This is a genomic window from Clostridiaceae bacterium HFYG-1003 (assembly GCA_024579835.1).
Classification (GTDB): domain Bacteria; phylum Bacillota; class Clostridia; order Clostridiales; family Clostridiaceae; genus JG1575.
Genome location: CP102060.1, coordinates 3,292,095 through 3,312,751, shown reverse-complemented (window position 1 = coordinate 3,312,751; position 20,657 = coordinate 3,292,095). Strand labels below are relative to the sequence as shown.

Sequence of the window (20,657 nt, the reverse complement as noted above, 5' to 3'; positions counted from 1 at the left end):
CATAACTCCTTCTGAACGGATAACGCATGAGTTCATCATTTTATTGCACTGTAGCAAAAATTCCTTGTGGTGTCACCTGACCGGACGTTCTTCGTGCAAAAACTGTCTGATATGACGAAAAAACTGTACGGCCGGTGAAATGCAGCCGCAGGAAATATGATAGGATAAAGCATATTGATTCTTCAAGGATGGTACAACATGTATATCGGTGAAATCGCCGCGCTTCTGACCGCGGCCTGTTGGGTAGGGTCCTCGCTCTCGTTTGAATATGCCGGCAAGCGGGTGGGATCCCTGGTATTGAATCTGATGCGGCTGGTTTTGTCTTTTGTGATCATTTCAGTCATCAACCTGATCATTACCGGGGGATACCAAAACATTAACATGACCCCGCAAAGCTTTGGCATTCTGTTTATTTCCGGGCTGATCGGCTTTGTTCTGGGGGATGTGTTCCTGTTCCAGGCCTTCATCGAAATCGGCGCCCGCATCTCCATGCTGATCATGGCGCTGGCACCCCCTCTGACCGCCATCCTGAGCTACTTGTTCCTGGGCGAAACCCTCGGACTCATGCAGGTCATCGGCATGCTGGTCACGGTACTTGGCATCGCCATCGTCATTCTGGGACGAGGCGACCAAGGCAAAAAACTCGTGGTGAAACATTCCTGGAAAGGACTGATCTTCGCGTTTCTCGGAGCCGTCGGCCAGGCGCTGGGCCTGATTTTTTCCAAAATGGGTGTCCGCGACCTCAATCCCTTTGTTGCCACCCAGGTACGAATCTTCGCCGGAATCCTCGGGTTCATCATCGTTCTGACCCTCTACAAGAAATGGGAAGCCTTCTTTCAGACACTGCGCCTGCGCCATGTCATGGGACGAATCACCATCGGCTCGATCTTCGGTCCGGTACTGGGCGTTTCTCTCTCCCTCATGGCCGTCAAGCACACGTCGACTGCCATTGCCTCCACTCTGATGGGACTGACGCCCATTCTGATCATTCCCATCTCGGTCTTTATTCTCAAGGAAAAGATCAAACTTAACGAAATCATCGGAGCCCTGGTCGGTGTCCTCGGCGTCGCCATCCTGTTTCTGGTGTAATGAGCATGGAACCTCCGATTTGCGGAAGGAAGCCCCCTGGTTCGCCGCAGTCAAAGAAGAGACCGTAAACCCCTGGTTTACGGTCTCTTCTTGCTATGTATTTCGTATAGGTTCATTCCGGGTACTGAATGGGCGTTTGATCCGTCGGCCGTTGATTCCCGGCAGCGATTCACAGGTGACAGGTATAAACCGAGTAAAAACTGAACTCCCCTTTGAGAAACTGATTGCTGATATAGATCCCTTCCACGACAAAGCCAATGGACTTGGCTGACTGAATCAGTACCGACTTGTTGTCTTCAATGCGCAGAACGACCTGCTCGGTTTTGCCGCCCCGGCCAATCCACCGGATCAGATCACGCAAAGTTTCCAGAAAGTATTCTGCTCCGCAGGCTGTTTCCTCCAGCCAGAGAATGATTTCTTTGGCCCGATCGATTCGTTCATAGGTTCGTACGGCGGCATATCCCAGAACAGTGGTGAAACGCGGATCATAGACCAGAAAGATCTGGGCATCGGCTTCCTGAAGCGTTTGCTCGATCCGGGTGATCTGATCGGATCCCTGCCGCAGTGACAGTTCCTGGATTAAGTTGTCTTTCATTTTTTCATCCGCTGGAACCAGCTGTATCCCGATCGCAGATTCAATGGCCATGGTCTCACCTTCTTTCAACCCTTGATATTGCTTGCTTTGACTATATTATAAGCTTGTTCACATAAAAGATACAGATAGTTAACGTTTAATTATGAATTGCATATTTTCCAAGGAAAAATGCAGCTCCGGCTTAATTAGTCGGAAATGGATTCCGTCTCTGAATTATGATTTTTCAGCCCATTCAGCTGCAGTCTCGGCTGAAAAACCGTCTCGCTGCATGGGAATGCAGGGAGACCCGATTATCTTTTGATTTCGAGGAGTCAAAAAGAATGAACTCATCGATCCTGACCTGAATTACGATCGACAGATTCATCCACGCGGAGGGACTCATCAATGCTGCCGGACTCATCCAGACAGATCGGAGGATCAGCTTCCGGTGTTGTTTTGTACCCGATAAGATCCCGAAGGAAACTCCGGCAGCTGCGCACCTTTGGGTCCAATCGTCAGCTATAATTGAGGTAACAGGTGATGGGGGCAGTCCCTACGCCATACCCGTCGACTCACCGGAAGGGCCGGGTAAAAGGAGAAATCATGAAACGAATCTTCGATCTTAATGGGTCTGATCTGGAGAGTTTGGATAAGGCAGCGCTGCTTGGGCTGATTCGGACATCGGAAGGCCGTACCGTGGTGGCAGAAACGCTGGTTATGTCTCAGCCGCTGACGGACGGAGTTTCCAATCCCGAACTGGCGGGGGCATTCGGAGCCGATTTGATCCTGCTCAACCGCTTTCATTGTGAACGCCCCTTTGTGTTTGGGCTGGATGACGGCAATGCTACGCTCTCGAGTCTGGAAGATTATGCCAGCCACATTGCCCGCCAGACGCTGTTGAACCGACAGAATCCCGACTATATCCGCTCCCTGCGCCGGCTGATCGGGCGTCCGCTGGGACTGAATCTGGAACCGGTTCCACCCGGATCCGACGTTCCTTCGGGTCATGCCCTGAACCAGTCCAATCTGGAGTATATCCGGGACCAGGGCTTTGACTGCCTGGTGATCACAGGCAATCCGGGAACGGGCGTGACTGAACGACAGATCCTTGAAGGCATCCGTCAGGCCCGCTCGATCCTCGGGGAGCAAATGGTAATCGTCGCCGGAAAAATGCACTGCGCCGGAACCGATTCCGTCCTCACGGACACCTTTGTCGAATCCTATCTTGAGGCCGGGGCTGACATTCTGCTCCTGCCGGCGCCGGGAACGGTCCCGGGGTTCACGCTCAGCGTGGTTACCGACCTGATCCGACTGATTCATCAACGCGGCGGCCTCGCCATGACCGGCATCGGAACCTCCCAGGAGGGAGCCGGTCCTCAGGTCATCGAACAGATCGCGCTGATGTCCAAAATGGCCGGAGCGGATCTCCAGCACATCGGAGACGCCGGACCGGGCGGCATGGCCCCACCGGAGAATATCATGGCTCTGTCCCTGGCGATCCGGGGCCGCCGCCATACCTATCGCCGCATGGGGGCTTCGATTCTTCGCTGATCCTGCTGCTCCTCAAACCACTTCCGGATCATTCCGCTAAAAAATGCCCTGGTGCCGATGGATTGTCGGCACCAGGGCATTTTCAAGTTTCCTTCAGTTTTTTGGTTCGACTGAGTTCATTCGCTCCGTACGGAAAGCTGCTCTCCGGTTCTTGTAACCGGCTGCCAGCTGATGGGAACCGCTTTATTTGCACTTTGCCTTGATCAGGTCCGCCAGCTCGTGAGCCATGCGGTCGATCTCGGACTGGTCCTCCCCTTCCAGCATAATCCGCAGCAGCGGTTCGGTTCCGGAAGGACGAATCAGAACCCGGCCCTGTCCGTGGAGGACCGCTTCCATTTCCCTGATTTTCTCTATGACCTGGGGGTCCGATTCATGAATGGTTTTCTTATCCGCCCGGACCCGGACATTGACCAGCACCTGGGGCAGCTCTTTCATGACACCGGCCAGTTCGGACAGCTTCTGTCCCGTCTCGTGGACGATGGACGCCAGCGCCAGGCCGGTGACAAGACCGTCGCCGGTGGTGTTGTGTTCCAGGAAAATGACATGGCCGGATTGCTCGCCGCCCAGGGAATACTGGTTGCGGATCATGTTCTCCAGGACGTAACGGTCACCGACCTTGGTCTGCTCGATTTTTACGCCGTGGGCTTCACAGGCCAGCTTCAGTCCCAGGTTGCTCATGACCGTGACCACCAGGGTATCGTCATGGAGTTTGCCGCGGCGTTTCAGATCCAGCGCGCAGATCAGCATGATGAAATCGCCGTTGACGATGCGTCCGGCTTCATCCACCGCCAGGCAGCGGTCGGCATCGCCGTCGAAGGCCAGGCCCAGATCGCAGTTTTTCTCCACGACGTAGTGCTTAAGCTCATCCATGTGGGTCGAGCCGCAGTCCTTGTTGATATTCAGACCGTCCGGATTGTCGTTGATTACATAGACTTCGGCACCCAGCTTGCGCAGCGCGCTGACCGCTACCCGGGAAGCCGCGCCGTTGGCGCAGTCCACTGCAACTCTCAGGCCGCGCAGATCATTCTCCAGCGTGCCGGCGGCGAATTCCACGTATTCAGCCTCGGCTGAGGTTTCGTGGATGATCCGGCCAAGTCCGCCCCCGGTCGGGGCAGGCGTACCCTCGAGCTTGTTTTCGATGATTGCCTGAATCTGATCCTCAATGCGGTCACTGAGCTTGAGTCCGTTCTGGTCAAAAAACTTAATGCCGTTGAATTCTACCGGATTATGGGACGCAGAGATCATTACCCCGGCATCCGCCTTATACTTTCTGGTCAGATAAGCGATGGCCGGAGTCGGAATCACGCCGACCGGGATCACATTGGCACCCGCCGACAGGATCCCTGCCATCATGGCAGCTTCCAGCATGTCTCCGGAAATCCGGGTATCCTTGCCCACCAGGATGGTCGGCTTATGCGCGCCCTCCGTCAGGACAAAGGCGCCGGCCTTACCCAGCTGAAACGCCAGCTCCGGGGTCAGCTCCTCGTTCGCGATGCCGCGGACACCGTCCGTTCCAAATATTCTTGTCATTTTCACTACCTCGTGTTTTATAAACTAATATTCTCATTTTACCCTAAAGCCAACGAGAATCCTATACTTCAGTTTGACCTGTCATTTTTCCGCTTCTTCCAAGGATCCGCTTTGTGGCCGGCCACTTGTTTCACGGCTAATCCAGCGTCCTGACGGCAGGGAATCTGAATGATGCCGGCTAATCCAGTCTCAGATCAGCGGATCAGTTCTTATCCTGGGTTTCCAGCATGCCTTCGGTTTCGCGGCGGCGGAAGAAGGGATTGTCCAGCTCCCGGATCTGATCATAGACCTGCTTGGTCTGCATCAGCCAGACTTCGCCGGTACCCCGATACACGTGCAGGAAGCCTTCTCCGGCCACGGCGGTTCCCACCAGGGTGCTGGTGGAGCGCTCCACGGTAAAATCAATGGTTCCGCTGCGCAGGAAGGCAATATTGCCATCGACTTTCAGCGTATCATTATTGAGCTTGTACTTGAAGATCTCCTGTTCCGGTACGGGCACTTCCAAAACCGCGATGCCCGGGCCCTTCAGGCTGGTCTGGAAGAGAGTCTCCCGGCCCAGAACGGCTCCGGAAATGCTGCGGATGGCTTTGGCACCCAATGTCACGGTTCCCTCCGCCGCAAAGAACATCCGGTCATCTACAATGACTTCCTCGCCTTCCTCCAGGGAAAGCAGCACATAGTGGTTGAAGGAAGGTTCCAGAAGCACTTCTCCGGTGCCTGAAAAGAGCGGCTTGATGACATGCTCTCCGGTCAGCGTCGAGCTGATGAACTTTTTGACCAGGCCGCCCGGACCGCCCACATTGGAGGAGGCATCCAGGTTGCCCCGCATAAAGGACAGCGCGCCGCTCTCCACAAACACCGACGAATCATGCAGGGAGATTTTCACCTGCCGCAATTTTATGTTGGCACTGCGCATATAGCTAAGCATAAACGCGCTGGACAAATCCGAAGACCCCTGCAGGTCATCATACTCCAGAATTTGGAATTTAGCGGATGAACTCTCCATTTCAGACAACAGGGTCAGGGCGTTGGAAATATTGATATTGGTTTTCATGCCGTTCCTCCTCTGATCTAGTCAGGCAGCCCGGATCGGACAGCCCATTGATTCCATTATATCCCCATCCGGGCGCTCCGTGACCCCCGGTTTAAAAAATCAGGGGGTCACGGAGTGGAGTCCATGGAAAAAAGGCCCCCGAAGCGGGAGCCTTTTGAGTGTTTGATTATTTCTGGATGGATGCATTCTCAAAGAACAGGAAGCCCAGCGGGGACTTTCTGACACCCTTGACGTAATCCTTGTAGGCTACGACGTTGGTGTAGAAGTAGATGGGGATGATCGGGAGGTCGTTCATCAGAAGAGCCTCGGCGTCATGCAGCATCTGTGTCCGTTTTGCCGCGTCAAGTTCAATCTTGGCTGAAGCGATGAGCTTGTCATACTCCGGATTGTCGTAATGAGCGTCGTTGTTGCCCCAGATGGCAACGTTGTCCTGTCCGGATACCCACATGTCAAGGAATGTCATGGGGTCATTGTAGTCCGCGATCCAGCCGTGTCTTGCGATTTCATAGTCGCCGTTGATACGGGAAGTCTGGAATACAGCCCACTCTTCGTTGGCCAGCTGTACATCGATGCCCAGGTTCTGTTTCCACATAGCCTGTACTGCAACTGCGATGTTCTGATGTCCGGTGCTGTTGTTGTATTTCAGAGTGATGGTAGGGAAGCCTTTTCCATCCGGATAGCCGGCTTCGCCAAGCAGTTTCTTGGCTTCGGCGATGTCGCCTTCTGCCTTGTCGAGGTATTTCTTGGCTTCGGCAAAGTTATTTCCCTTGTCATCCTTGATGCCCATTGGCACATAGCCCCAGGCCGGGATCTGCTGTCCCATGGAGACGTTGTCTACGATCTGCTGTTTGTTGATGGCCAGTGCCAGAGCCCGGCGAACCTGCGGCTTGTTCAGCGCTTCATAGACAGCGGCGTTCTTTTCTTTCAGTTCCGGTCTCATGTTGATGACATAGAAGTAAGTTCCCAGGTAAGGCAGAACTTTCGCGGTGCCATCCTTGATCATGGCCGGGATGTCCTGTGGTGGGGGGGACTCGATCATGTCAACTTCACCCTTTTTGAAGGCAGCCAGATACGTCTGGGCGTCATCGGTCAGGTGCATTTCAATGGTATCAAGCTTTACATTGGCTGCGTTGTAGTAGTTCTCGTTCTTCTTCAGCACGAGGGTTGCTTTCTGAGCGTGGGATTCAAACTTGAATGGTCCGTTGGAAACATGGGTTTCCTTCTTGTCCCACCAGAGGTTGACATCTTTTTCGACCATGTCCTGGCGTACCGGGAAGTAGGTCGGGAATGCCATCAGCGCCAGGAAATAGGCACAGGGAGCTTCCAGGGTTACTTTCAGAGTCTTGTCGTCAACGACTTCGATGCCGACATCTTCTTTCTTAGCTTCTCCCTTGTTGAATTTCTCAGCGTTCTTAATATAGAACAGCTGGTAGGAATATTCAGAAGCGGCGGGCTTGGTATTCGGATCCAGAGCACGGAACCATGCGTAAGCAAAGTCTCCGGCTTTGACCGGCTGTCCATCCGACCACTTGGCGTCTCTGAGTTTAAAGGTATAAACAAGTTTGTCTGCCGAGACTTCATGGGATGCTGCCATACCGGCGATCGGCTGGTCGTTTTCGTCCGTCTTCATGAGACCCTCGTAGAGGTTCTGCAGGACGGTTCCGCCATCCACCGCGGTATTGAGCGCGGGATCCAGAGTCTTGGGGTCAGCCCCGAGGTTGTACTTGACGATGGAACCTGTGGTGGTTCCCGGAGTCGTGGTTCCGGTGTTTGCTGCGGTGGTGTTGTTGCCCGCCGGCGTACAGGCTGCCAGAAGGGATGCGGTGATGGTCAGGGTGGAGACGATAGAAGCTACCTTGAGTAACTGTCTGTTCATTAAACTTCCTCCTTGTTGTTCTTTGCGTAGTCTTGTTGGTCACGGTAAAGGTGGCAGGCCACATCGCGGCCCGTGCCTTTCACTTCCAGAAGCAGCGGCTGTTCCTTGGCGCAGATCTCCATGGCATGGGGGCATCTGGTCCGGAAATGACATCCGGAAGGAGGGTTGATGGGTGACGGCAGTTCGCCCTGCAGCACGATCCGCTGGTGCTTCCGGGTCGTTTCGGGATCCGGAATCGGAACGGCGGACAGCAGTGCTTTGGTGTAGGGGTGCATTGGGGTGTCATATACATTAGTTGCTTCACCTACTTCCACCAGCTGACCAAGATACATGACTCCGATGTCATCGGAGATATGCTTGACCATGGACAGATCGTGGGCGATGAACAAGTAGGTCAGACCTAATTCTTCCTGCAGCTCTTCCAGCATGTTGATGATCTGAGCCTGGATGGATACATCCAGAGCGGAGATGGGCTCGTCGCAGACGATGAGCTTAGGTTCCACTGCCAGAGCCCGGGCAATTCCGATGCGCTGGCGCTGACCGCCGGAGAATTCATGAGGATAGCGGTTGATATGTTCCTTGTTTAAGCCGACTTTGCGCAGGAGATATTCAATGCGCTCCTTGCGCTGAGGGCCCTTCATGATCTTATGGATGTCGATGGATTCGCCGATGATGTCACCGACGGTCATCCGGGGATTGAGGGATGCGTAAGGATCCTGGAAGATCATCTGCATTTCCCGGCGGATCGGTTCCATCTGCTTCTGGCTGTAGTCGGTGATATCCTTGCCGTCGAAGATGATTCGGCCGGAGGTCGGCTTGTACAGCTTGATGATGGTCCGGCCGGCGGTGGTTTTGCCGCAGCCGGATTCGCCGACCAGACCCAGGGTCTTGCCGCGGCGGATCTTGAAGGAAACTTTATCCACGGCTTTGACGAAGGTGTCCTTGGCATTGAAGATTCCGGTTTTCACAGGGAAGTACTTGCACAGCTCCTGGACTTCCAGCATGACATCATCCGTCGCTGAGGCGGTCGGGACGTTCGGTTTATTTTCCATTGTCCTCACCTCCTCTGAGCTCGACTTTGGGTGCATTGGCATGGTTGAGCCAGCAGGCTGCTTCATGGGCATCCCCCACCGGGAACAGCGGAGGCCGCTTGGTCAGGCAGATGTTCATGGTGTGAGAGCAGCGGGCAGCAAAGGGGCAGCCCGCGGGGGGCTTGATCAGGTCCGGCGGGGTTCCCTCGATGGGAATCAGCTTTTCCTTGGAGCCGGCCTTGGGATTAGGCACTGAATTGAGCAGGCCCACCGTATAGGGGTGATGAGGCCGGTAGAAGATATCATCGACTGAGCCTTTTTCCACCAGGGTGCCGCCGTACATGACATTGATGCGGCTGCACACGTCGGCTACGACGCCCAGGTCATGGGTAATCAGAATGATCGAGGTGCCGGTTTCTTCCTTGAGCTTTTTCATCAGCTCCAGGATCTGCGCCTGGATGGTTACATCCAGTGCCGTCGTCGGTTCGTCGGCGATGATCAGCTTCGGTTCGCAGATCAGGGCCATGGCGATCATGACGCGCTGGCGCATTCCGCCGGAGAATTCATGGGGATACTGCTTCAGCCGCTTTTCAGGGCTGGGGATCCCGACTTTCTTCATCATTTCAATGGCCACTTTGCGGGCCTCGGCTTTGCTCATGCCGCGATGCTCCATGAGCGGTTCCGTCAGCTGATAGCCGATGGAGTACACCGGATTCAGGCTGGTCATGGGGTCCTGGAAGATCATGCCGATCTCATTACCCCGGATTTTTCGAATTTCCTCATTGCTGAGCTTGGTCAGCTCCTTGCCGTCAAACTTGATGCTGCCTTCGGTCACTTTGCCGTTGGCGTCCAGAAGACGCATGACGCTCATCATGGTCACCGATTTTCCGGAACCCGACTCGCCTACGATGCCTATGGCCTCGCCGCGGTTCAGGTCGATATCCACTCCGCGGATCGCCTGGACGGTGCCGGCATGGATATAGAAGTTCGTATGGAGGTTTCTGATTTCAAGTAAATTTCCCATCATCTGTCCCTCCTAACGTGACATTTTCGGATCCAGGGCGTCGCGCAATCCGTCACCCAGTAAGTTGAAAGCAAAGATAATCAATGAAATGGCCAAGGCCGGAATAATCAGCTGATAGGGCTGCTGCTGGTAGATCTGCATCGCTTCGGATACCAGGGTACCCAGGGAGGCCTCTGGGGGAGAAATTCCGATTCCGATGTAGGACAGGAAGGACTCCGTAAAGATGGCGGACGGGATCAAGAGTGTCGCCGTTACGATAATGGATGACATGGCGTTGGGCAGCAGGTGCTTGAACAGGATTCGCTGGTTGGTGGCGCCAAGCGTCTTGGCCGCCAGAACAAATTCCGATTCCTTCAGCTGCATGGTTTCACCGCGGACAATCCGCGCCATGGACAGCCAGGACGCAACGCCCAGCGCGATGACGATGGGCAGGATGCCTGCCTTGTTGTCCCCCATGGCCACCATGATCAGAATGACATAGATCTGCATGGGCACGGAGTACAGGATATCGACAAACCGCATCATCAGAGCATCGATTCGACCACCGGCAAAACCGGCGATGGCGCCGTAGAGGACACCGATGACCAGGTTCAGGATCGTAGCCGCGAAGGCAATGACCAGAGAGATCCGCATGCCATAGAGAACCCGGACGAAGATATCGCGGCCGTAGAAGTCCGTTCCGAACCAGTGCTCCGCATTGGGCGACAGGTTCATGATGGAGAAATCCACCGTAGCGATGTCATACTTTGACAGGATCGGTACGAGAAACGCCGAGATGCTGGCAATAATGATAAACAGGAGACTGAGCAGAGCCAGTTTGTTGCCCTTGAACCGCCGCCAGGAATCCTGCCAGTAGGTCGTCGCCGGACGAAGGATTTCTTCGGCATCCAGGCTTTTGCCCTGGATGCGGTCAAAAGCGTCCGCGTTGAGATTGTCAATCACATAATCTGCATGTAAGTTACTCACGATCAGGCCTCCGATCCGTCAAGCTTGATCCGCGGATCAATGACGACGTACAGAATATCCGTGAAGAAATTCAGGAGGATCAGGAAGGTCGCGTAGAAGATGATGACGCCCTGCAGCATGGTGTAGTCACGCTGCTGAATCGCCGAAACGAATTCACGGCCCAGACCCGGGATCGAGAAGATTCCCTCAATCGCGAAGGATCCGGTCAGAACGCCGGCCACCAGGGGTCCGACATAGGTTACTACCGGGATCAGGGTATTGCGCAAGGCGTGTTTCCAGATGACCTTGCTGTCCTGAATTCCCTTGGCCCGGGCCGTCCGGATGTAGTCCGCCTTAATGACGTCCAAGAGTCGGGATCGCGTCAGCCGGGCGATAAAGGCGATGGGATAGCCCGCCAGAGCAATGGAAGGCAGGATGTAATGCTTCCAGGAACTGAGGCCCGTGACGGGCAGCAGATCCAGTTTCAGGCCGATGAACAGGAGCAGCAGAGAGGCCAGTACAAATCCCGGAACCGAGATTCCCACCGTGGCGATGATCATGACGATACGGTCAATGATCTTGCCCTGATTAAAGGCAGCCAGGATGCCCAGCAGCATGCCCATGACCATGGCCAGAATGACTGCCACCGCACCGAGTTTGGCGGAAGCCGGGAACAGATAGGCGATGTAGTCGGAGACCATGCGGCCCGGTTTCTTGAGCATGGGACCCAGGTTGCCCTGCAACAGGCCTTTCATGTACATGAAGTATTGTTCGAGCAATGGCTTGTCCATGCCGAACTGCGCTTTCATATTTTCCAGAACCTGTGGCGGTACATTCCGTTCACTGGTGAACGGACTGCCCGGCATCAGTCGCATCAGGAAAAATACCAGGGTAATGATGAGCCAGATCGTGATCAGACTCATGATCAGTCGCTTGATGATGTACTTGGACATTAAATCTTCCCCCTTAGCCAGTACAGTGAGTTGTCGAATCGATAGGCTTATTATTGCATTAGCGCCCTTAAAAGTCAAAATGACATTGCGGTATTCACAATATCGTATCGTTTACTCAAATCATGTTTCTAATTCTATAATCAATTAACGGCAATTCGTTAAATAATGAGCCCTAAAATGAAAAACTATAAAATTAGGGGGGTTCAATCGGTTTAATTTTGTACAAACTGTTAATGGTCAAGTTAATTTTATGAACGCAGTTCACAATTGAAAAATGAGCTCTTTTAAAATTTAGTTCATTTATTTTGGGTATTTATAATTATTACGGCACAAATCCACGTTATTTTCATAGACTTCCATTCATCATTGCCAAGTGGTTAATCATCCACCACTTCATTGAATATTTTATTGCATATCTCATTATTTTCTGCATATTAATGCAAAGAAAGCACCCAGATCCGATCCTTAAATCGGACTGAGTGCTGATATAACTAATAAATATATATTCTTTGGATAACAGCCTGGGCGGCTATTTTATACGGTGAATCCCATTCCGCTCTGAATTGCCTTCTCATTGGCGGCATAGAACTTCTCTTTTCCATGTTCCTTCAGAGATTTCAGCAGCGCTTCGGTTGGGACAATTCCTGTATTTTTCACCAGGGCGCCCAGAAGCACCATGTTGGCAATGGTCTTGGAGCCGATTTCCTGAGCGATGGTCTGGGATGGGATCCGGATCACCCGGATATCCGTCCGCAGGGACTCATCCGGAATCAGGTCTGCGTCCATGATCAGAAGACCACCCGGTTTGACAGTGGGCTCAAACTTGTCGAAGGAAGGCCGGTTCATGACAATGACCGTGTCCGGGCTGGTAACAACCGGGGAGCCGATCTCATCGGTGGACAGGATCACGGAACAGTTGGCTGTTCCCCCGCGCATTTCCGGGCCGTAGGACGGACACCAGGTGACCTTCATATTTTCATCCATTCCCGCGTAGGCAAGGAATTTCCCCATGGACAGGATGCCCTGTCCGCCGAAGCCGGCAAATATGATTTCCTGCTGTGCCATTTATTTCGCCTCCTTCACCTGGGCATCTTTGTCTTTTTTCACGCCCAGTTCGTAGAATGGAATCATGTTGTTTCTCAGCCAGTCCATGGACTCCTGCGGATTCAATCCCCAGTTGGTGGGACAGATCGACAGAACCTCAACAAGGTTATAGCCCTTGCCGGCAATGGCATTCTGGAAGGCCTTCTTGATGGCACGCTTGGTTTTTGCCACGTTGGGCACCGTGTCAACCGAGACACGTTCAACGTAATGAGCTCCTTCGAGCTGAGCGATCATTTCGGAGAAACGGATCGGGAAGCCCTGCGTCGCTGTGTCGCGGCCATAGGGTGAAGTCTCCGTCACCTGACCGGGCAGAGTCGTCGGAGCCATCTGGCCGCCGGTCATGCCGTAGATGCAGTTGTTGACAAAGATGGTAACGATCTGCTCGCCGCGGGCTGCCGCGTGAACGGCTTCCGCTGTTCCGATGGCCGCAATGTCGCCGTCTCCCTGATACGTGAAGACCACGCGATCCGGCAGGGAGCGCTTGATGCCGGTGGCGACTGCCGGAGCACGGCCGTGGGCCGCTTCGAACATGTCACAGGCGAAATAGTCGTAAGCCAGAACCGAGCAGCCGACCGGAGCGACTCCGACGGTCTTTTCGATGATGTTCAGTTCTTCCAGAACTTCTCCCACCAGGCGGTGGATCAGGCCGTGCGTACAGCCCGGACAGTAGTGGGTCGGTACGTCAAGCAGAGCTTTGGTAGGCTGGAAGAGCACTTTCACTTCTTGTTTTTCCATCTGCATCTTAGTTTCCTCCTACCATTGCTTTGATTTTTTCAAGGATCGCGTCCGGGGTCGGGATCATTCCACCGGCACGGCCGTAGAAGCCAACCGGTTTTCTGCCCAGGACAGCCAGCTTGACATCTTCCACCATCTGTCCCATGGACATTTCAACGGAGAGGAAGCCATGCTTTGTGGAATTCACAGTCTTTTCGAATGCTTCAAAGGGGAAGGGCCATAAGGTGATGGGACGGACCAGACCAATCTTGAGACCTTCGGCTTCGGCCAGACGGATCGCATTTTTGCAGATCCGGGCGGTGGTGCCGTAGGCAACCAGGATCAGGTCGGCATCGTCACAGTTGTAGAGTTCGTAGCGAACTTCATTGGCCTTGATGGCGTCAAATTTCTTGAACAGATGAATGTTGTGGTTCTCCAGCTCATCCGCTTTCAGGAAGAGGGAGTTGATGACATTGTGCTTCTTGCGATCGCCCAGTCCGTTGGCTGCCCATTCCTTCACGGGCAGTTCCCGTTCTTCGACATCCGCAAATTCCACGGGTTCCATCATCTGTCCCAGCATGCCGTCGCCCATGACCATGACCGGTGTGCGGTAACGGTCGGCCATATCGAAGGCTTCTCCGATGAAATCAACCATTTCCTGAATCGAAGCCGGTGCCAGGACCGGAACAAAGAAGTCACCGTGTCCCAGACCGCGGGTTGCCTGATTGTAGTCGGACTGTGCCGGCTGAATCGAGCCAAGGCCCGGGCCGCCGCGGACGATGTTGATGATGACGCAGGGCACTTCGGCTCCGGCGATGTATGAGATTCCCTCAGATTTCAAACTGATTCCTGGGGAAGAGGAGGACGTCATGACGCGGATTCCGGCGCCGCCGGCTCCGTATACCATGTTGATGGCAGCTACTTCAGATTCAGCCTGGAGGAACACCCGTCCCATTTTCGGCATCTTTTTTGCCATGTAGGCCGCAACTTCCGTCTGCGGTGTGATCGGATATCCGAAGAAACACTGACAGCCGGCACGAAGCGCCGCCTCGCCAATGGCTTCATTTCCCTTAATTAGTACTTTTTCTCCCATTTAGCTATCCCCCTATTTATACACTGAAATACAAAGATCCGGACACATGCGGGCACAGGATGTGCAGCCGATGCACTGTTCCATCAGTTCCGGCCGGATGGTGGCTGGCTTGTATCCCTTGTCGTTGAGCCGGTCAGCAAAGGATATAATGTGCACCGGACAGACCGTCACACAGTGACCGCAACCCTTGCAGCGATCTTCCCTGAAATTCACTCTTGGCATTTTTACTTTCCCCCCTTATTAATCCACCCACGGTGGCTTCATGGTAATATCGATGGGAATCATTTCCCCGGCGACAACGCTGCGGGCTTCTTCGGCCAGATCCCGCCGCACAGCCGTAAAGGCATGAGGCAGGCCGGTCTGTTCCGACAGCTGACGAATCAGCTGTTCTCCCGCCTGTATGTCGCTTAATGAAGTAGCTGTGCCCAGGTTGGTGTTGTTGACCAGCTTGGATACCTTCAGACGCGATGAATGCTCAATGGCGTCCAGATATTCCCTGACGCCGGGCAGATCCCGGGTCAGCGGGCGATTGATGTTGACGACAAAGAACATGTCATAGTCTTCTTCCCGAAAGAAACGGTTGTATTGGCCGAGAGCGGTCGCACCCATGTCATCTCCGCCTACATCAAAAATTACCGTATGGTCCTTCTGCTGAAAGGCAGCCATAACCTCTGCCGGAACGACCATCAGTTCGGCATTGGCCAGGTGTCGGCCCTGGGAGATCACGCGGATTCCCTCTTCCTTCAGTTCATCTTCCAGATCCCTGGAGCAGAAGTACGGATTGACAATGTCCAGGTCTACAATGGTGACCTTGGCAATTCCTTCCTGCTTCAGTTTCCTGGCATAGTTGATGGCGATTTCGGTTTTTCCGCTTCCGAAATGGCCTGTAAACAGATTGATGCGTTTCATTCCTACCTCATTTCCGTACGGTTTATTAACCTATTCTAATTTTACAATAGAAATTATCAATTCACTAATTTCGAGATTGAAATCAAAAAGATAATTTCTTTATTAATATTTATTATACCATATGCTTCCTGAATCAAATGTTCATCAGCGATGGTCAAATGTTATCAGGTTGGAATGTAAAGGTTGTCAATCCATGATAAAAAGAAAATCAATAAATACATTTTTCACAAAAATACCAATGGCTTTTTGGATTTCCCGAGGGTTCGGCGTATTTATTGAAATTCTTTCGCAAAGGGTCTAGTAGACAGCGACTTCCTCTTCTCCGTTCAAGACGCGCAGGCCGCCCTGAGCCAGGGCCAGGAGCTCATCTTCGCCCGGATAGACGGTGACCGGGGCAATGAAGCTTACCCGCTGGGTGATATAGTCCGTCATTGGCTTGGAGTAGGCGATGCCTCCGGTCAGAATGATCTGATCCACCTTCCCCTTGAGGACACAGGCGCAGGCACCGATCTCCTTGACGGTCTGGTAGGCCATTCCCTCAAAGACCAGTTTGGCCTTTTCGTCGCCCGCTGCCATGCGTTCTTCTACTTCCATCATATTGTTGGTGCCAAGATAGGCGACCACGCCGCCCTGGCCGGTGATCCGGCGCAGCAGCTCCTCCTGGGTATACTGGCCGGAGTAGCACAGCTTCACCAGATCGGCCACCGGCAGTCCGCCGGCCCGTTCGGGCGAGTAAGGTCCTTCCCCGTTCAGTGCGTTGTTGACATCGATGACGCGTCCCTGTTCGTGAGCGCCGACGGATACTCCCCCGCCCAGGTGAACCACGATAAGGTTCAGATCCTGATACGCCTTGCCGATGGCATGGGCATAGCGCCGGGCTACCGCCTTCTGATTGAGGGCATGGAAAATCGATACCCGCTCAATCTCCGGCATTCCCGATATTCTTGCCAGGGGATCCAGTTCATCCACGACTACAGGATCCACGATAAAGGAAGGAATGCCCAGCTCGTCACCGATTTCGCGGGCAATCAGACAGCCCAGGTTGGAGGCATGCTCGCCCTTGGTGGGATTGAGCACATCCTTGACCATCTCATCATTGACGGCATAGGTGCCTGATGGGATGAACTTGAACAGTCCGCCCCGGCCGACCACTCCATGGAGTGTCTTGAGATCCATATTGTTCTTCTCCAGAACCTTCAGGATGACATCCTTTCGGAAATGAAACTGGTCCGCCACTTTCGCGAACTGAGCGATCTCTTCGGCGGAATGGCGCAGCGTTTCGATCAGAACCGGCTGCTCATCGTCATAGACCCCGATCTTGGTGGATGTTGATCCCGGATTGATTACTAATACTCTTTTCATGTTTACTTCTTTCCTCCCATGGCTGCTAAAGATGCCAGAGCGATGGAATTGACTTTGGCTTCAAAGGAATCCGCTCTGGATGTCACGATGACCGGAGCGGCTGCTCCCATCAGGATGCCCCCGTGACGCTCGCCCTGACACGTATAGGTCAGCGCTTTGAATACTCCGTTGCCGGCTTCGATGTTAGCCATCAGGAAGATATCGGCATTGCCAGCCACCGGGTGACTGATTTTCTTGTGGGTGGCTGCTTCCTGGTCAATGGCATTGTCAAACGCCAGTGGCCCGTATACGGTGCAGCCGGTGATCTCTCCGGCTTCATTCATTCTGGTCAGCTCCGCTGCATCCAGAGTCGCCGGCATATCGGGATTCACAACCTCGACGGCGCAGACCGGCGCAACCTTGGGATTCTCATTGCCCAGGGCATGAGCCAGCTTCACCGCGTTGTTGATGATGCCAACCTTCTGCTGGAGGGTCGGATACATGGAAAAAGCGGCATCGGTGATATAGATCAGGCGGTCGTAAGGCGGCAGGTCAAACACGCCGACATGGGTGATCAGGTTGCCGGTGCGCAGCCCGACTTCCTTGTTCAGGACGGCCCGCAGGAAATTCTTCGTATCGATCAGGCCCTTCATCAGCATGTCCGCCTGACCGCTGGACACCAGTTCCACTGCTTTCAGGGCCGCCGCTGCCGGGTCGGCTTCATGGATGATGCGCCAGCCGGTCAGGTCCATGTCAAGTTGCTTGGCGATTTCCCGGATTTTGGGCTCATCCCCTACCAGAATGGCATCTGCCAGTCCGTTGGCCTTGCAGAAACTGACCGCTTCCAGAACCGGTTCGTCCTCCGCTGCTGCCACGGCCACTACTTTGTCGGGCAGTGCCTTAATCTGCTGGAATACTTCATCAAAGGATCTGATCATGTTTTTTTGCCTCCAAGTCATAGTTTTTCGCGGTTTCTTCCTTCCGCAGGATCCGCAGTCCGGCTTCCGCCAGGGACTTCATCTCATCCTCGCCCGGTTCTACAATAAACGGCGCGATGAATCCGGCATACTCCCGGATCGTTTCAATGAGCCGTTTGGAATAGGCCAGTCCGCCGGTCAGAATGACCGCCCGGACATCCCCGGCCAGAACCGCGGCGGACGCACCGATTTCCTTGGCAATCTGATAGCCCATGGCCCGGAAGATCAGCTCCGCGTTGTGATCGCCGGCGGCGATCATAGCTTCGACATTGCGTCCGTCATTGGTCTTTAAATACCCCATGAGACCGCCGCCGCCGATGATCTTCTTGAGCAGTTCCTTTTCCGTATATTTGCCGGAAAAAGCCAGCTTGACCAGATCCCCCACCGGCAGGCTGCCTGCCCGTTCCGGGGAGAAGGGACCGGATTCATTGGCATTGTTGGTGTCGATGACTCGTCCCGCTTGCTGAGGAGCTACCGAGATGCCGCCGCCCAGGTGGCAGATGATGAAGTTATCCTTCTGAAAATCGAAGCCCTTCTCCTTGCAGACGCGGCGCGTCACGGATTTCATGTTCAGGTAATGCGAGTTCGAGCGCCGGGTGATTTCCGGCAGTCCGGACAGCCGGGCCACGGGCTCCATTTCGTCACTGGCTACCGGATCTGCGATATAGGCCTGAATGCCGCCGGCTTTGGCCAGATCCCGGGCAATCTGAGCGCCCAGGTTGGAGGCATGGATTCCGGAATATCCCGCTTTGAGATCCTCGATCATCAAGTCGGTCACTTCGTACGTGCCGGTGGGAATGGGTCGAACCAGACCGCCCCGGGAAACGATGATATCCAGGTCCTGCGGCGCAATGCCGATTGACTTGAGCCAGTCCTGGATCGCTGCTTCACGCATTGGCTTCTGGTCTGAAATATCGTCGTATTGCTTTAATTCCTCCATGGAATGGGATAAGGATATTTCATGGGCTACCACTTCATCCTGGAACACTGCCACTTTCGTGGAAGTGGATCCCGGATTGATCGTCAGGATTAAACTCATTCAGATTCCCCCTTGCTTGCAATTGATTTCACCCATCTATCATATCAGATTTCAAAAAGTCATATCTACCGGCGCTCTTCAAAAAAAACCAACCGGCTTTCGCCGGTTGCAAAGGGTGATAATAACAATATAATTTCGTTAATAAACCCCGGTGTCTCACCCGGTGTTTTTAACGAATCAGCGGGCTTGCCGCCTCATAAATGCAAAGTCATTCAGAGTCGGTCGGACGCCCGGTTCGAATTACGGCTTCGGCCGCTTTGATTCCGTCCACTGCCGCGCTGACGATTCCGCCGGCATATCCGGCTCCCTCGCCGCAGGGATAAAGTCCCTGATGCGAAGGACTTTGCAGATCCGCGCCGCGCAGAATCCGCAGCGGCGCCGAGGTTCTGGCTTCCACTCCGGTCAGCAGTCCGTGCTTGTCAAAGCCTCGGATCCGGCGGCCGAAAAGGGGCAGGGCCTGCTGCAGACTGGTTGTCACTGCCAAAGGCAGGGCCTGATGGAGCGGCGCGAAGGCAAAGCCCGGCGTAACGGAAGGATACACCTGCTTTAAGTCCCGGCTGACGCGATTTTTCAGAAAATCAGAAGTCAGCTGCACCGGCGCTTTCCAGTCGGAACCCCCCATGCGAAAAGCCGTCCGCTCCAGCTCACGCTGGAAGGCGATCCCTGAGAGGGGTGCTGTCCCGAAGTCGGCGGGCGATACGGACACCACCACCGCCGAATTCGCGTTGGTCAGGTCTCGGGCATGATAGCTCATGCCGTTGACGCACAGCAGTCCGTCCTCGCTGGAGGCGTTGACGACCTGGCCGCCGGGGCACATGCAGAAGGAATAAACACCGCGGCCCTGGGGCAGATTGGCCGTCAGGCTGTATTCGGATGCCCGCAGCTTGGGGTGGGATGCCCAGACGCCATACTGGTTCTGGTCCAGCTCCGCCTGCAGATGTTCCACCCTCAGTCCCACCGCGAAGGCTTTGCTCTCCATGGCGACGCCATGGGCATGAAGCATTTCATACGTATCGCGGGCGGAGTGCCCGGGGCAAAGGATCAGCGCAGCCGCCTGAATCCAGTTACCGCCGGCGTTGACGTGAGTCACCCGTCCGTTCGCCGTCCGCAGGTCAAGCAGCCTGGTCGAAAAGCAAATCTCTCCGCCCAGCTGAAGAATCTCCCGGCGCAGATTCATGACCACGCCCTTGAGCAGATCGGTTCCGACATGAGGTTTGTTGCGATACAGGATTTCCTCGGGAGCACCGGCCCCGGTCAGCGCGCTGAGCACCTGTTCGACCCGAAGGTCACGGATCCGGGTGGTCAGCTTGCCATCGGAGAAGGCTCCGGCGCCGCCCTCGCCGAACTGTACATTGGCCGCCGGATCGAACGCTCCGTTTTGCCAGAACCGTTCCACGGCGCTGGTCCGCTCTGCCATGGCCGGGCCGCGCTCTAAGATCAGAGGCCGATAGCCGGCCCGGGCCAGCGTCAACCCGGCAAAGATGCCGGCCGGGCCGAAGCCGACGACGATGATCCGGCCGATCAGAGGCGCCTCGCCCGGTACCACCGGTTCGCTGACCTCTTCATAATGGGGCGAGACACCGGACGGCAGGGATCCGGCCGCGAGATAGGCAGCTTCCTCCTTCAGGGACACCAGTACCTGGTAGTTAAAATAGATATCTTCCTTTTTACGGGCATCAACGCTTTCTTTCAGAATCCGAAAGGAGTCGATGGCTGAATCCGATACCTCCAGGCGGCGGCATAGTTCGCCCAGCAAAGCTTCGCGTTCCAGCTCGGTTTTTTCAATATGTAGTGACAGATCACGTACTAAGATCATGGTTGGTTCCTTTCGTGAAATTGGCAGGATGAATCCG

At 54.4% G+C, this 20,657-nt stretch carries 19 protein-coding genes; 2 read left to right on the top strand and 17 right to left on the bottom strand.

Annotation, left to right across the window (positions count from 1 at the left end; translation table 11 throughout):
• Positions 1-198 precede the first annotated feature (198 nt).
• Positions 199-1,089, top strand: a complete 891-nt coding sequence (locus tag NQU17_14895; protein UUM11878.1) for a DMT family transporter — start codon at positions 199-201, stop codon at positions 1,087-1,089.
• A 169-nt stretch (positions 1,090-1,258) separates the two neighbouring features.
• Here NQU17_14895 and NQU17_14890 read toward each other — a convergent pair whose 3' ends face one another.
• Positions 1,259-1,735: a hypothetical protein gene (locus NQU17_14890; GenBank protein ID UUM11877.1), complete on the bottom strand. Its 477-nt coding sequence runs from the start codon at positions 1,733-1,735 to the stop codon at positions 1,259-1,261.
• Positions 1,736-2,266: 531 nt separating this feature from the next.
• Here NQU17_14890 and NQU17_14885 point away from each other — a divergent pair.
• Positions 2,267-3,214 (top strand): hypothetical protein, encoded by a 948-nt coding sequence (locus NQU17_14885; GenBank protein ID UUM11876.1) that lies wholly within the window; start codon positions 2,267-2,269, stop codon positions 3,212-3,214.
• A 183-nt stretch (positions 3,215-3,397) separates the two neighbouring features.
• Here the strand turns inward: NQU17_14885 and glmM are convergent, their stop codons facing one another.
• From glmM to NQU17_14805, 16 genes are all read right to left on the bottom strand, one after another.
• The gene (gene glmM / locus NQU17_14880; protein ID UUM11875.1) at positions 3,398-4,744 is read right to left on the bottom strand and encodes a phosphoglucosamine mutase; all 1,347 of its coding nucleotides are present in this window, start codon (positions 4,742-4,744) and stop codon (positions 3,398-3,400) included.
• A 202-nt stretch (positions 4,745-4,946) separates the two neighbouring features.
• Positions 4,947-5,798: an AIM24 family protein gene (locus tag NQU17_14875; protein ID UUM11874.1), complete on the bottom strand. Its 852-nt coding sequence runs from the start codon at positions 5,796-5,798 to the stop codon at positions 4,947-4,949.
• Positions 5,799-5,964: 166 nt separating this feature from the next.
• Positions 5,965-7,674: a peptide ABC transporter substrate-binding protein gene (locus NQU17_14870; protein UUM11873.1), complete on the bottom strand. Its 1,710-nt coding sequence runs from the start codon at positions 7,672-7,674 to the stop codon at positions 5,965-5,967.
• The gene (locus tag NQU17_14865) at positions 7,674-8,726 is read right to left on the bottom strand and encodes a dipeptide ABC transporter ATP-binding protein (GenBank protein ID UUM11872.1); all 1,053 of its coding nucleotides are present in this window, start codon (positions 8,724-8,726) and stop codon (positions 7,674-7,676) included. Before NQU17_14865 ends, NQU17_14870 begins: the two co-directional genes overlap by 1 nt.
• The gene (locus tag NQU17_14860; protein ID UUM11871.1) at positions 8,716-9,729 is read right to left on the bottom strand and encodes an ABC transporter ATP-binding protein; all 1,014 of its coding nucleotides are present in this window, start codon (positions 9,727-9,729) and stop codon (positions 8,716-8,718) included. Before NQU17_14860 ends, NQU17_14865 begins: the two co-directional genes overlap by 11 nt.
• A 12-nt stretch (positions 9,730-9,741) precedes the next feature.
• The gene (locus NQU17_14855) at positions 9,742-10,695 is read right to left on the bottom strand and encodes an ABC transporter permease (protein ID UUM11870.1); all 954 of its coding nucleotides are present in this window, start codon (positions 10,693-10,695) and stop codon (positions 9,742-9,744) included.
• 2 nt (positions 10,696-10,697) lie between these two features.
• Positions 10,698-11,627: an ABC transporter permease gene (locus NQU17_14850; protein ID UUM11869.1), complete on the bottom strand. Its 930-nt coding sequence runs from the start codon at positions 11,625-11,627 to the stop codon at positions 10,698-10,700.
• Positions 11,628-12,161: 534 nt separating this feature from the next.
• Positions 12,162-12,692 (bottom strand): 2-oxoacid:acceptor oxidoreductase family protein, encoded by a 531-nt coding sequence (locus tag NQU17_14845; GenBank protein UUM11868.1) that lies wholly within the window; start codon positions 12,690-12,692, stop codon positions 12,162-12,164.
• A complete protein-coding gene (locus tag NQU17_14840; GenBank protein ID UUM13535.1) occupies positions 12,693-13,451 on the bottom strand; it encodes a thiamine pyrophosphate-dependent enzyme in 759 nt (252 codons plus the stop codon).
• 22 nt (positions 13,452-13,473) lie between these two features.
• Positions 13,474-14,538 (bottom strand): 3-methyl-2-oxobutanoate dehydrogenase subunit VorB, encoded by a 1,065-nt coding sequence (locus NQU17_14835; protein ID UUM11867.1) that lies wholly within the window; start codon positions 14,536-14,538, stop codon positions 13,474-13,476.
• Between the two features lie 12 nt (positions 14,539-14,550).
• Positions 14,551-14,760: a 4Fe-4S binding protein gene (locus tag NQU17_14830; protein ID UUM11866.1), complete on the bottom strand. Its 210-nt coding sequence runs from the start codon at positions 14,758-14,760 to the stop codon at positions 14,551-14,553.
• A gap of 18 nt (positions 14,761-14,778) precedes the next feature.
• Entirely contained in the window at positions 14,779-15,447 is a 669-nt protein-coding gene (locus NQU17_14825; GenBank protein UUM11865.1) for an ATP-binding protein, read from the bottom strand.
• A 297-nt stretch (positions 15,448-15,744) separates the two neighbouring features.
• Positions 15,745-16,809 carry a butyrate kinase gene (gene buk, locus NQU17_14820; GenBank protein ID UUM11864.1) on the bottom strand — a complete coding sequence of 355 codons (1,065 nt, stop codon included), beginning with the start codon at positions 16,807-16,809 and terminating at the stop codon, positions 15,745-15,747.
• Between the two features lie 2 nt (positions 16,810-16,811).
• Complete coding sequence (ptb, locus tag NQU17_14815; GenBank protein UUM11863.1) at positions 16,812-17,726, bottom strand: phosphate butyryltransferase; 915 nt, start codon at positions 17,724-17,726, stop codon at positions 16,812-16,814.
• Positions 17,710-18,804: a butyrate kinase gene (buk, locus tag NQU17_14810; GenBank protein UUM11862.1), complete on the bottom strand. Its 1,095-nt coding sequence runs from the start codon at positions 18,802-18,804 to the stop codon at positions 17,710-17,712. Before buk (NQU17_14810) ends, ptb begins: the two co-directional genes overlap by 17 nt.
• Before the next feature lie 208 nt (positions 18,805-19,012).
• Positions 19,013-20,620 (bottom strand): hypothetical protein, encoded by a 1,608-nt coding sequence (locus NQU17_14805; GenBank protein ID UUM11861.1) that lies wholly within the window; start codon positions 20,618-20,620, stop codon positions 19,013-19,015.
• Between the last annotated feature and the right edge of the window lie 37 nt (positions 20,621-20,657).